This window comes from Methanobrevibacter sp. DSM 116169, assembly GCF_046197865.1.
Taxonomy (GTDB): Archaea; Methanobacteriota; Methanobacteria; order Methanobacteriales; family Methanobacteriaceae; genus JAHKLT01.
The window spans coordinates 334,571-348,477 of record NZ_CP166990.1; the positions used below are offsets into that span (position 1 = coordinate 334,571).

Consider the following 13,907-nt stretch of genomic DNA (forward strand, 5'->3'; position numbering starts at 1 on the left):
ATAACTAAAAGTAAAGCTATGTAAAATTCAAACATATAAACTTTGTTTTCATTATACTATTTATAGTTCTAATATAATTATTAAACATTGATGAAATCAGTAGGATCGTCCTGTTGAGTGAAGGCCATAATATTTAGAGAATTTGAAGAAAATCTACAATTTTCAGATAAAACATTCTTAACTGACTTTAATGCAATAGATTTATTATTATGGTCATTACTTAAATGACATAATACAATAGTATGTGTAGTTTCATCAATACAATTAGATAAAACACTTCCACAGTCTTCATTAGATAAATGACCTACTTTACTAAGAATTCTTCTTTTATTAAATTCTGGTCGATTTCCATTTAAAAGTAAATCTACATTATAATTACTTTCAATTAAATATACATCTGCAGATTTAATTAATGATATAAGGTCTGGATCTACATGGCCAATATCAGTTAAACATATTAATTTTTTATTTTCATGTTCAATCATGTAAAATTGAGAGTTAATAGAATCATGACTAGTAGAAAATGCAGTAATCTTTAAATCATCTAAAATAATGCTTTCACCAGATTCTATAATCTTTAATGAATCTTGATTTATAATTCCTGTAGCTTTTTTAAATTTATCACAGTATAATGTATCTTTATTTCCATAAATTGAAGTATCATAACAACGATTAATAACTCCAACTCCTCGTATATGGTCTATATGTTCATGAGAAACAAAAATAGCTTCAATATCATTTAAATTCTTATTAATTTTCTTTAAAAGAATTTCAGTCCTCTTTTTACTTAGACCTGCATCTATTAATATTGAAGTTTCATCACTTTCTATGTAAGTGATATTTCCACTAGATCCACTTGCTAAAACAGATAATTTTAAGCTCAAATTGATTCATCCTTTAATTAAATATATATTTAGAAAAATAATTTAAAAATAGAATATTTATAAATTTAAATTAACTATTTATGAAATAATAATAATATCTTTTTAATTCTTATTTTCTCTTAATTGTATAAATATTTATGTATTGTTTATTAAAAACATTTTTATAAAAAAATTTTCTCTAAAATAAAAAAAAGTATTTAAAAATATATGTTTATGCAAAATATGAAGTTCCTGAAAACATATTCCAAAATCCGAATTTACTACAACGATCAGTTGTTGTATCTGCAATTAACCATATATTTTCTTCTTGAATTAAAATTTGTGCCCACACATGACTTGGTCCTTGAACATGTCTTGAAGGAATGCCTGCAGCTCTTGCAAGTGCAACAATTAATCGTGCCTGATCAACACAATTTCCTTTCTTAAGTTCTAAAGTTCTCAAAGCACCATATTTAGTACCACCATATAATTCATATTCGATTTCAGCTGAAACATAATCAAATATAGCAAATGCTTTCTCAGTATTTGTTGGACAATTTGCTGTTATTTGCTTGGCTAAATTAATAATGATTGGATTTGTTGATTGTACATCTGTTGAAGGAGATAAATATTCAGATAAAGACTCTCCATTATAAATAGAATTTCCTTTTCCATTATTTTCTGATAAACCAACAACATTTATAGTATTTGTAATTGGATCGGCAGGATAATTTTCACTATCTCCATTATAACTTACTGTTAAAACATAATGGCCTTGAACAAGATTAGACACATTTAAATAAACATTCCCTTCATTATCAGTATTTAATATATAGCTATTTTTTTGTATATATTCATAATTCCATTTTAAACTATTTGTATTATAAATTATATTATATTGAATCATTTCTATAGAAATAGTTCCATTAGCTATTGGATTTTTTCTAAGGTCTGTTAAATGAACATTAAATACACGGTTTTCACTAGAAACCATATATATGTTATTTGCACTAAGTATGCTATTATATGATAAAATATGTATTGTATTTGAAATTGAAGAACCATTATGATAAGAGCTTATGATATAATTTCCTGAATTAAGATTTATGTTTAAACTAGCAGTTCCATTTAAATTACTTTGTCTAATATAAAATACTCCATTAACATTAAATGTAACATCAGTATTAGCTATAGGATTTCCCTTACCATCTAATACTTGTACATCATAGCTTTTATTTTCTCCATATATTTTATTTAAATCATGAGCGATTAGTTTTGGCAATATTTTGATTATATTACTTTTACTTAAACCATTGAAAGTTGCAGTAATAATGTATTCTCCTGGATCGAGATTTATATTTAATGTTGCAAATCCATCAACACCAGTTTTTCTAGTATATATCACTCCATTTATGTTTAAATCAACTGATACACCATTTAATGGATTACCTTTACCGTCCACTATTTGTACATGGTATTGTGTCCCATTTTTATAATATTTTTTAATATCATTGGACTTTATTGTGGATAAAACTTTTATTGTATTACTTACACTTAATCCGTTGTATGATGTAGTAATAATATATTCTTCTGGTTTGAGGTTGATATTTAATCTTGCAATACCTTCTTTATTTGTGGTTCTAGTGTATATTATTCCATTTATGTTTAAAGTAACTACTGCATTAGCTACTCGATTACCTGTAGTATTTATAATTGTTATATGATATTGACTATTATTACGATAATATTTTACCAAATCATCTGTAATTATGGTTGAATTAATAAGTAAACTAGTAGTTATTGTTGCATTTTTGTATATATCGCTTCCATTAAAGTAAGTATTTACAATGTAGTTACCTGGATCGAGATTTATATTTAATCTAACAATACCTTCTTTATCACTGGTTCTATTATATGTTGCATTGTTTATAGTAATATAAATAGTTTGATTAAATATTGGATATCCATCAGAATCAGTTAAAGTCACCGAGTATTTTGTTCCGTCTTTATAAATCATAGAAATGTTATTAGTATTCAAATTAACATCAGTTTTTTCAGTAATATTGAAGTTAATAATTGTCTCTAGTGGATTAAAATTTTCATCACGAGAATAATCACTATTTTTGTAGTCATAATCTTTATTTAAAATTATTTTCTGATTATTATCAGATTCCTCAGTTTGGATTTCTAATGCTGTAAAATTATTCTCTGCAGAAACAAGTCCTATTGAAAAAAATAGTACTGAGATTACTATGAATATTGTTATAATTTTCATAATTTCTTTGAAACTCCTATAATTTATTCAAAACATTATTATTATTCATTAATCTTATTCTAATATTATAAATATTTATCTATCTTTGATAAATGTTTTAAATTAGTATTTTTAATAAAATAATTAATTATTTGTAAAATACAGTGATATTAGTGCTATGTTTATTATAAATTTCTTTTTAAATAAATCATGTCTTTTATTTGTTTTCCTTCATCAATTATAGGAATATCACAATTATCTATGAAAAAATTTTTTATTTTACAGGCTTTTTTAAATCCTAAACTTTGATAAAAATTCATTAATTTTTTAGTTTCTCCTGTACCTACATAAATATGCTTAAAATTATTTTTTCTTTTATAATAATCTAAAACAAAATTAACTAGCTTTTTTCCATATCCTTTATTTTGATATTCTATTTTTGTTGCAAGATTTTTAATTTCATAGCTATTATCTTTTGATACAACAACACATAAACTTTTTAAATCATCATCACACAAAACAAAAAGATTTCCAAGCTCTAGATATTTATCTATCATCTTCTCATTTTCATCAGCTAACAGTAACAAATCTAAATATCGTTTTTTATTTTTAGTTATAAGATGTATATTCATATAAATCATTTTTTTGATTTCATGTATTTCTTTATTAGAATTAAGCTATTATCTACTAGATTATCCTTTTTGCTATTATTTTTCATAATTACATCCTAAACTATAAAAAGTCATAAAAATATTTCTAGTACATTATTGGGACGATTAAGTATATAAATATATTTTTTAATATATTATTATTCATGAAATGCTTTTAAAACAGTAATAAAAAGTTATTTCTAAAAATAAATTATAAAAAAAATTGAAAAATTCACTTCTGGTTATGATAATATGTATGATGATAAAAAGATTTTTACAGATTTAAAAAAATTAAGTAAAACAGGATCTACTAATCAAGAAGATTTATTTAAATTATTAAAGAAATATTCAAAAACTATTTCTGTATTTGATTTAATGGCAGGCTCAATTTTATTAAAAGACGATGTACAACATGTTCAACAAAGATATCGTGAAGAATTTCTAAATGTATATATTAATTGTTATATAACTATAATAAAAGATATAAAAGATAATAAAAGAATATATGATGAAATATTAGATATTGGGGAGTTTAATAATTTTATTGATTTACTTGAAAAACAATTTGAAGATAATAGGGCAAATGAAAGAAGAAAAAGTAAAAATGAAAGTAGAATACCATTAACTTATGTATTAAGTTCACTATATGCTAATTTTATCTTAAAAGAACCTATTCATCCTGTAGGAACTCCATTTCCTGGTGGTTTAAAAGTAGAATTAATAGATGGTGTTTATTATTGCCCTATTAAAGAATTACAAAGTTTGAATCCTCATGCTGTTTGTCAATTATGTATGGCTGAGCAAACTGAAAAATAATATTATTTGAAAATATGTTAAAATCTATTTAAAAGCAGAATTTAACATTTAATTTATTTCCAAAGAATTTTTTTAAAAATCACAATCTTTTAGCTTAGTTTATATTTTTTGATTAATTCTTTACATTTCTTTTTTGCTTTTGGACTAATTGATTCTTGTTTTTCAATTATATATTTATTAATTTCCTCTTTATTTTTTAATTCTTGATAATTTTCTTCAATTAATTCAAGAACATAAAATTCAAGTAATGCTTCTTGTTTTTCTGTATAGGGAGTTTTTCTTTTATGATTTAATAATTCATCAATAATTTGATGTCTATGTTTTGGTTTGCTTTTAAAGATATTTTTTAAATACATCACACAATATTTACCTATTAAAATTTTATTATCATATAAGCAATTTAAATAATCATTTATACATTCTGAAAATTTATCATCTATATCAATATTACTTAAATTTGATAAAAGGACAATTCCTATTTGTCTATGGTATGTATTTTCATGTTTTAATAAACTACTAAATTCATCCCAATATTTATAAAATATTTCTGGCTTTAATTTAGTTGCTTGATCTAAAATATAATATCCATGATAATAAGTCATAATATGGGGATGATTTAATGTTAAATCTACAATATCCTTTTGAATCTTTTCATCTTTTAATATTAAATCAACATAATAATTAATATCAACTTTTCTTATAGATATTGCATTTGATAATGTGTCATTCATTTTTTCACTTTTCTATTTAATATATAATTATTAAAGCCTTATATTAGTTTTAAAAATCTTGATATAATTATATTTTTAAAAACTTTTTAAATCTTCCTTTATTTAAAAGTTCATGAGTAATAAATTCTCCATTATAAAAAACCACAAAATTATTTAAAATAACTGGTGAATCTTTTGCTTTTTCAATTGTATCCAAATGAATTAATTTTAAATCAATATTTTCGTCATTGCAAACTTCTTTAATTTCCAAAATACAATTATTTATATAAGGACATTCATCACTGTAATAGATAACTACTCCTTTTTTATCAGCTATTTTATTTTCCTTAGCTTTTTTTGAAAATTTAGGTAATGGATTATCATCAAATGATAATGCTAATAAATTAAAAGAATCTGTTGAATCTACAACTTTAAATCCATGTTTTACTAAATATTTTCCATCAGATAAAAATGGTAATTTTTTATCTTTTCCAGTAATTACACATAATCCACTTTTATTATTCTTTTTAGAATCTTCAATAGCATAATTTAATAAGTTTTTACCATGTCCGTTCTTTTTAAACTTTCCCGAAACCCAAAAACAATAAATATAATTATAATTTTCCCCTTCTATTGGTACATATGCATATTCTAATGGGCAATATTCAATAAAAACTTTTCCTCTATCATCTAATTTTCTAAAAACATGTCCTTCAGGTATTTGAGTTTTTAACCATTTTTTTTTATTTAGAACTCCTTCATGATGTTTATGTTTGGTATTTGTAATTGCACAACAAATATGTTCATCATTTATATTGTTTAAATCTAAATTAATATATTTATTCGCCATAATATTGCCTTATTTATCTTTTATTGAAATTTGTAGTTCTGTTTGGAGATTTTCTGGAAGAACTTTAGGAAGCCTATTAAAATAAATTTCTTTAGGAGGCCCAATAGCTTCATAATTTTTTTTTATTTAATACATCATATAACATTTTATAAACAGCTTTTATTTTATCATATGGGCCATGATGCACTGCATATATAACTTTATGGCGAGGAATTTCTTTTATTTTTATTTTTTCACTATTTTTAATCTTATTTTTTATAGGAATTCCTACTTCATAAATCATATTTTTAAAAGTAACTATTTTAGGATCTGTATAATAAATTGCAAATGGTTTACCTACTTTTTCAAGACGATTAGATTTTATCCATTTTTTAATTTCCCAAATATTATACATAACATCTCTAACATCCCCCTGATCGGTTATTGTAGCTATTATTTCTTTTTCAATAATCTTTTTTGAATTTCAATTATTTTCAAAAAATTAATCTCCTTTAAATAAAATTTTATTGACAAATACTTATAAGGTTTTTGAGTAAAACAAAAACTTATTACTTTTTTAATTAAATAATAATTTCTTTTATTAATTATTGATAACTTAAACTTTATTATCTTAATTAAAATTGTTTTATTTTTATTTTTTCAAATATTATTTTATTAAATATTCTTCGATTTAATAAAAATTAATATTTTCCTTGATATTTTTTTAAAAATTATTTTTATAAATTAACGTATCGAAATATTTAAATGTATGGATATGTATATTTTAATATATGAATAGCTGTAATAATTGTTCTGATGAAATAGATATAAAAAAATTAATTGAAAATATTCCTTCTGATGAAGATTTAAAATCGATTTCTGATATTTTTAAAGCATTATCTGAACCTTTAAGAATTAAAATATTATTTTTATTAAAAGATGGTGAATTATGTGTTTGTCATATAAATTCTTCTTTAAATAAGCCTCAATCAACTATTTCTCATCATTTATCATTACTAAAAAATATAAATTTACTTAATTCAAGAAAAGAAGGTAAATGGACATATTATAGTCTTAAAAACCCTAAAATAATTCCGTATATCGAAAAAATAATATAATTGTGATAAAATGAAAAATGAGTCATGTTGTAATATAAAAGAAACAAATATTAATAGCTGTTGTGGAGGAAATGATTTTATTGTAACAGATCAATCAAAGATTGATAATCCTAAAAATCCTAAAAAAATCATAGATCTTAGTTTTTTAAAAAAATTAGAAGATAAAGCTAAAGATTTGGGAGTTATTGATATAGGATATGGAAAAGTTCCTAAAAATATAACAATTAATAATTCAAATTTAAAGTTTTTTAATACAATTGTGTTAACTATGCCAATTGGTATGGATATTATAAATGCTGGTTTTAATGCGCAAAAGCTTAATAATAAACTTTATGAAAAATTTGGAAATGCAACATATGATATTTCTGATGATTTAAGAGATAATGGATTTGAAACACAAGTTGCACATCCAAAAGAGGATTTATTAGATTTAGCTATTTTAGCAGAAGAAGCAGGAATAGGATATAAAGGAAAAAGTGGATTAATTATAAATCCAAATTTAGGCCCAAGATTAAAAATTGCAGCTATATTAACTTCAATAGAAAATTTACCATTTAATTTAGATAATAATCATAAATGGATACAAGAATATTGTAAAAAATGTAGTAGTTGTATTAAAAATTGCCCTAAAAATGCTTTATTTGAAAATGAAGATTTAACTATTGCTGATTTAAATGATTCTACATGTATTGGTTGTACTCAAGGATGTACTATTTGTATTGAAACTTGCCCATTTTATTTAAAAGGATATTCAAATATGAAAAATGTGTATGATAAGATAAAAGGATGATTTATTATGAATGATAAGATTTCACTAGCATCTTGTAATGGTATGAGTAAATTTGGTTTGATATCTAGAGTATTAGCATCTGATTTATCTGAAGAGATACCTAATATTATTTCAATTTGTATTCCTTCAACTGCTGCAAGTAATTATGCACCTTCTCTTTTAAATAAGTATCCTGTTATTGCTTTAAATGGTTGTTCTAATAGCTGTGTTAATAAAATATTAAAAAATAAAAATATTGATGTTTATAAATCAATTGATATAATGGAACTTGCAGAAAAAAATAGTTTAAAACCAGGTAAAGTTGCAAGATTAGGTGAAACTGGCGAAGAAACTGTTAAAAAATTAAAAGAAATTATTAAAGATGAATTTTAATTAAAAAATAATATTATTTAATCATCTAATAAACTTTTAAAGAATGTTTCATCATATTGATTCATAAATTTAATTATTAACTCTTGTTCTTCATTAGAAAAACTTCTTAATATATTTTCTTCTGCAGTTATTATCTTACCAATAATTTTAGATGCATATTTTTGACCATAATTAGTTAATACTATTTTTTTATTTCTACGATCTTCTTCAATTTCTTTTAATTCAATTATTTCTTCTTTTAGGAAAAATTTAATAGCTACATTAATACTTTGTTTTGAAAAGGGACTTATATTAGAAATTTTCTTTTGTGTACATATGTCTTCTTCGTGATAAATAAATTCTAATACTGCAAGTTCAATATAATTTAAATTTACAGATTTTGCATATTTTTCATATGTTTTATCAATGGATTGAAAATGCAAATGCATTTCTTTGATTTTTTTCTCCATTTTTCCCCTCTAAGCATATTTATAATTTGTTTTAAATTTATTCAATGTATAAATAGTTACCATTATAGCACAAAGTTCTGCAAGTGGCATTGCATACCAAACCCCATTTACTCCAAATATTCCAGGTAATATAAGTAACAATATTAATAGGAATAAAAATGTTCTCAAAAATGATAAAATAGCTGATATTTTACCATTGTTAAATGCTGTAAATAATACTGATGTGAAAATATTAAAGCCCATAAATAAATATGCAAATGCAGCTATTTTAAATCCAAAGGATGCCATTTTAAATACATTTGTATGAGGATCAACAAATATTCCAACTAATGTATTAGAAAAGAAAAGTCCTATTAATAGGCTTCCTATTGCTATAATAGAAATGATTGTTAAGCTAATAGAAAATATCTTTTTTAATTTATATTCATCTTTCTTACCATAATTATAGCTTATTATTGGTGCAATTCCTGATGAGTATCCTAAAAATATTCCTATTAATATTCCTTGCATATATATTATAATAGTAACTGCAGCTATTCCATCTGAACCTGCAAGTCTTATTAAAATATTATTCATAACAATTACAAGTAAACTAGTAGATAATACTGTAACCATTTCAGATGATCCATTAGTCATTGATTTGATTATTGCATGGCTATCGAATTTTGGTCTGACAAAGTAAAGTGAATTTCTTCTATTAAATGTAAAATATAAAAGCCCCATTATTGATGGAACTGAAAAAGCTATTCCTGTTGCAATAGCTGCACCGTTCATTCCCATATTTAATGTGTAAATTAAATAATAATCTAAAATTATATTTGTAATTCCTCCTAAAATTGAAAGCCCCATTCCAATTTTAGGTTTTCCAACAGCAATGAAAAATTCTTGAAACATAAATCCTGTAACAATAAATGGGAGCATAATTAATAATGGTTGCATATATTCCATACATAATCCAAATAAATGATTATTTGCTCCAAAAAATAATAATAAATCACTTCTATATGTAAAAAGAGCTATACTTAATATAATGGAAGTTATAAATGCTGTTAATGTTATTAATGAAAAATTTTCTTTTGCTTCTTGAGCATTATTTTCACCTAATTTTTTAGCTATTAGTGCAGTTCCTCCCATACCAAACATGAAACCTACTCCTATTAATATTGATAATAGTGGCCATACTATGTTTACAGAAGATAATGCATCTGTTCCAATAAATCTTGCTACAAATATTCCATCTATTGAGCTATAAATATTTGTAAAAACTATTGAAATTATTGTTGGTATTGCAAACCTAATTAAGTTGTTTGTTGAAATTTTTTGTTCTAGTTTATTCATTTTATCTATCTTTAAAATAATAATTAGTAAATATTATTTACTATTAAGAAATTTTATATTTAAATATTTTTATTTAACAAAAATTACTTATGATATAACGAATATAATTATACATGTTGTTTTAATTTTCAATACAATTTTATCTTTTTTTTCTTTTAACTCAATTGTATTAAACAACAATCATTTGATAATAGTTATAGGAGTTGAAAATGTGTTTGATAAAAAAATACATATTACATTATCTATTATGTTATTTTTAAGCTTAATTTTATTTTCAATTTCTGCAATTTCAGCAGAAAATATAGAAAATTCTAATTATGATATACAAATAGATGAAAATAACATAATAGATAATGAAATTAATCAAGATGCTAATTTAAACAATAATGTACAAAACTTCGCTTGGCTAAATAATGAAATTTATAAAAATGGTACAAACGAATCTACAATTGATTTAAATGGTGATTCTGTGATATGGAATGATACTGGATTATTTAGTAATGGTATAGAAATAAATAAAACAGTAACAATTAAAAATGGATTAATTGATGGGAATAATAGTGTAAGAATATTCAAAATAACAAATAGTGGATTTTTAACACTTGAAAATATGACTTTACAAAATGGAAATGCAACAGGTACAGATCCTAATTATTTTGGTGGAGCTATCTACAATAATAGGGGACAAATGACTATAAATAATACTAATTTTATAGGAAATACTGCATATACTGGCGGAGCTATATATAATAACTATGGTTCTAATTTTAATATAAGTAATAGTAATTTTACAAATAATACAGCTAATTTCCGTGCAGGAGTTATTTATAATAACTATGCAAATAATCTAAATATAATTAATTGTAATTTCTTAAAAAATTCTGTAATTGGTAATAGTGCGACAATTCAAAATCAGCAATGTAAAAATTTAACAGTAATTAATTGTAACTTCATAGAAAATATTGCTAAAGGCAGTAAAGGTAGTGGTGGTGCAATTACTAATTTATATGGTGGTAATTTCACTGTAATAAATAGTAATTTCACAAAAAATACTGCAGGCTACCTTGGCGGTGCAATTACTGATGAAGAATGTAATTGGTCTGCAATAAATTGTAATTTTATAGAAAATAATGCAGATGATAGTGGTGGAGCTATTTATAATCGTGCAAGTGTTCTTTTAATGACAAATTGTACTTTCATAGAAAATACAGCTAATAATAATGGTGGAGCTATTCATGATATTTGGGGTAGTCAATTAATCATGACTGGTAGCTATTTTGAAAGAAATAGTGCTCGTATTGGTGGAGCTATCCTTATGTGGGGAGATTACTATTATCTTGTTGGAAGCTTAAATATTTCTTCTTCTGTATTTTATAATAATAGTGCTAGAGAAAATGGGCCTGAAATTTATATTAGAAACGGTACTGTTGATTTATCTAGTAATTTCTGGGGTGATAATAATCCTAACTTTGATAATTTAATATATGTTGAATTGAGCGATATAACTTATACTTTGGATGATTATATTCAAGTTAAATTATTAATTGATCCTAATGAAATATATCTTGGTGATAATTTAACATATTATTTAAACTTGATCTACAATAATACAAATACTACTTTTTCTGATAATTTACCAAATATTCTAGTAAATATTGATGGAGATAGTTTTATTGCTCAAAATTATATAAACGAACCAAAATCTTTTAAACCAATACAAGTAGGTATTGGTAATTTAACACTATATTATTATGATACAAAACTAGATTTTAAAGAATATAATGTTTTAGGTAAAACTGAAGTAAGTATTGGTTTAAAAGATCAAAAATATGACTATGGTTATGGAAAAGTTATTGGTAATATTTCTATTGTTGATGAATCAGTAAATGTCGAATTATTAATTAATGGAATATTAAACAACACAAATTATACAGATAATGGTGAATTTTATTTTGATCTTTCTACTTTGCCTTTAGGAACATATAATATAACAATAAGATTCCTTGAAAATTCAAAATATTTATTTGCAGAATCTAATGCTACATTAATAATTCAAGATTTAAAATTTATTTATGGAGATATTTATGCTAGTGAAAACCAAAGTTTTTCTATTGAAATCAAACCTGCAACTACTGGTAATATAACTTTAGAAATAAATAAGAAAAATTACACTTCAAATATTATTGATGGTATAGCTACTTTTAATTTAACTGATTTAAATGCAGGTAATTATAATGCTACATTATATTATTCTGGTAATGATCTTTTCAATGAAAAAAATGAATCTATTAATTTTAATATAATTAAAACTAATGTTAATTTAACTGCAAATAATACTATATTATTTTATAGAAATGGTACTCAATATAAAGCTCTTTTAACTGATTTATATGGTAATCCTATTATTGGTCAAAAAATAAATTTAACTATTAATGGTGTTATTTATAACAGAACTACTGATGATAAAGGCTTTGTTTATTTAAATATTAATTTAGATCCTAAAGTTTACAATATTTCTGCATATTTTGATGGATCAGACAAATATTATAATGCAAGTTTTATTTCTTTAGTTACTGTTAATTCAACAATTATTAGTAAAAATTTAGTTAAATATTATCATAATGGTTCTCAATTTGATGTAACACTATTGGATAATTTTGGAAATGGGTTACCTAATGTTAATGCAACATTTAACATTAATGGTATGGTTTATATTAGAACTGCAAATGATAAAGGTGTTGTAAGATTAAATATTAATTTAGATCCAGGTAATTATGTTATTACTACAAGTTTTAATGGTTTAAATCAAAGTAATAATATTACTGTAAAATCTATTTTAATTGGTAATGATTTAAATAAAACATTTTCAGAATCTAAAACTTATGATGTATTGGTTCTTGATGGTGTAGGTAAACCTTTAGCTAACCAAAACGTTGTTATTAATATCAATGGTGTATTTTATAATATATCAAGTGGTAATGATGGTTTAGCTAAATTAAATATTAATTTGAATCCAGGTTCATATATTGCAACAGCAACTTGGAATGGATATAGTACTAGTAATAAAATAATAGTAAGTGCTTAAATTTAAATAATAAGAAATACTAATTTATTTCTTACTTTTCTTTTTTTTAAAAAATTTTTAATATGTTATCAATGATAATTGTTATCAATGACAACAGTTATATATGATAAGAATCATATATTATAGTATACTTATGTTTAATTTTAAAATGTAATAAATAAAATTTTAAGAGTTTTTATAATGGAAAAAACTAAAACCATTAATGATTATTTAAATTCTTATCTTTTAATTCTTAATAAATCTCATCAAGCTTTTATATATCCTTATTTAAAGGAAAATGATATTAGCTATAACCAATATGGGCTAATATTACATATTTATCGAGATGAAGGTTCTATTCAAGGAAAAATAGCTTCTGCATGTGGTACTGATAAATGTGGAGCATCTAGATCTCTTAGAGGATTAGAAGATAAAGAATTAATTATTAAAAAAATCGATGAAAATAATAGACGTTCTTACAAGTTGTTTTTAACAGAAAAAGGTAAAAAGATAGTTGAAAACATGATAGAAAAAGAAATCCAATGGGAAAATCATGTTTGTGATAAGATGGATATTGAAAAAGAAAATCTTTTTAAAATATTAAACAAAGCTTGTATTAGCTCTTTAGAATTAATAAACAATGAGTGATTGATA

Annotated in this window: 14 protein-coding genes; 6 read left to right on the forward strand and 8 right to left on the reverse strand. The window is 23.0% G+C overall.

Features of this window, described 5'->3' with window-relative positions; genetic code table 11:
• Positions 1-80: 80 nt before the first annotated feature.
• From ACA134_RS01680 to ACA134_RS01690, 3 genes are all read right to left on the reverse strand, one after another.
• Positions 81-884, reverse strand: coding sequence for an MBL fold metallo-hydrolase (locus ACA134_RS01680; RefSeq protein WP_409200451.1), 804 nt, complete (start codon positions 882-884; stop codon positions 81-83).
• Between the two features lie 211 nt (positions 885-1,095).
• A complete protein-coding gene (locus tag ACA134_RS01685; protein WP_409200452.1) occupies positions 1,096-3,138 on the reverse strand; it encodes a transglutaminase domain-containing protein in 2,043 nt (680 codons plus the stop codon).
• 164 nt (positions 3,139-3,302) lie between these two features.
• Positions 3,303-3,749 carry a GNAT family N-acetyltransferase gene (locus tag ACA134_RS01690; RefSeq protein WP_409200453.1) on the reverse strand — a complete coding sequence of 149 codons (447 nt, stop codon included), beginning with the start codon at positions 3,747-3,749 and terminating at the stop codon, positions 3,303-3,305.
• Positions 3,750-4,019: 270 nt separating this feature from the next.
• Here ACA134_RS01690 and ACA134_RS01695 point away from each other — a divergent pair, with 270 nt between their 5' ends.
• On the forward strand, positions 4,020-4,583 hold the full coding sequence (locus ACA134_RS01695) for a DUF2115 domain-containing protein (protein WP_409200454.1): 564 nt from the start codon (positions 4,020-4,022) through the stop codon (positions 4,581-4,583).
• 89 nt (positions 4,584-4,672) lie between these two features.
• On the opposite strand, the gene ACA134_RS01700 is transcribed toward ACA134_RS01695, so the two are convergent.
• The 3 genes from ACA134_RS01700 to ACA134_RS01710 all read right to left on the reverse strand — a co-directional run bounded on the left by ACA134_RS01700 (position 4,673) and on the right by ACA134_RS01710 (position 6,594).
• Positions 4,673-5,314, reverse strand: a complete 642-nt coding sequence (locus ACA134_RS01700) for a hypothetical protein (protein ID WP_409200455.1) — start codon at positions 5,312-5,314, stop codon at positions 4,673-4,675.
• 67 nt (positions 5,315-5,381) lie between these two features.
• Positions 5,382-6,143: a YoaP domain-containing protein gene (locus tag ACA134_RS01705; RefSeq protein WP_409200456.1), complete on the reverse strand. Its 762-nt coding sequence runs from the start codon at positions 6,141-6,143 to the stop codon at positions 5,382-5,384.
• Between the two features lie 109 nt (positions 6,144-6,252).
• Positions 6,253-6,594: a GyrI-like domain-containing protein gene (locus ACA134_RS01710; RefSeq protein ID WP_409201054.1), complete on the reverse strand. Its 342-nt coding sequence runs from the start codon at positions 6,592-6,594 to the stop codon at positions 6,253-6,255.
• 319 nt (positions 6,595-6,913) lie between these two features.
• Here ACA134_RS01710 and ACA134_RS01715 point away from each other — a divergent pair, with 319 nt between their 5' ends.
• The 3 genes from ACA134_RS01715 to ACA134_RS01725 are packed head-to-tail and all read left to right on the forward strand — an operon-like array spanning position 6,914 to position 8,402.
• Complete coding sequence (locus ACA134_RS01715; protein ID WP_409200457.1) at positions 6,914-7,240, forward strand: ArsR/SmtB family transcription factor; 327 nt, start codon at positions 6,914-6,916, stop codon at positions 7,238-7,240.
• A 10-nt stretch (positions 7,241-7,250) separates the two neighbouring features.
• Entirely contained in the window at positions 7,251-8,030 is a 780-nt protein-coding gene (locus ACA134_RS01720; protein ID WP_409200458.1) for a hypothetical protein, read from the forward strand.
• 6 nt (positions 8,031-8,036) lie between these two features.
• Complete coding sequence (locus tag ACA134_RS01725) at positions 8,037-8,402, forward strand: putative zinc-binding protein (protein ID WP_409200459.1); 366 nt, start codon at positions 8,037-8,039, stop codon at positions 8,400-8,402.
• Between the two features lie 17 nt (positions 8,403-8,419).
• Here ACA134_RS01725 and ACA134_RS01730 read toward each other — a convergent pair whose 3' ends face one another.
• Together ACA134_RS01730 and ACA134_RS01735 are read right to left on the reverse strand one after the other, a co-directional pair.
• Positions 8,420-8,851 (reverse strand): hypothetical protein, encoded by a 432-nt coding sequence (locus ACA134_RS01730; RefSeq protein ID WP_409200460.1) that lies wholly within the window; start codon positions 8,849-8,851, stop codon positions 8,420-8,422.
• Between the two features lie 9 nt (positions 8,852-8,860).
• Positions 8,861-10,189: an MATE family efflux transporter gene (locus ACA134_RS01735; protein ID WP_409200461.1), complete on the reverse strand. Its 1,329-nt coding sequence runs from the start codon at positions 10,187-10,189 to the stop codon at positions 8,861-8,863.
• Between the two features lie 211 nt (positions 10,190-10,400).
• Here ACA134_RS01735 and ACA134_RS01740 point away from each other — a divergent pair, with 211 nt between their 5' ends.
• Positions 10,401-13,274, forward strand: coding sequence for a hypothetical protein (locus tag ACA134_RS01740; protein ID WP_409200462.1), 2,874 nt, complete (start codon positions 10,401-10,403; stop codon positions 13,272-13,274).
• A gap of 180 nt (positions 13,275-13,454) precedes the next feature.
• Positions 13,455-13,901, forward strand: a complete 447-nt coding sequence (locus tag ACA134_RS01745) for a MarR family winged helix-turn-helix transcriptional regulator (RefSeq protein WP_409200463.1) — start codon at positions 13,455-13,457, stop codon at positions 13,899-13,901.
• Positions 13,902-13,907 lie beyond the last annotated feature (6 nt).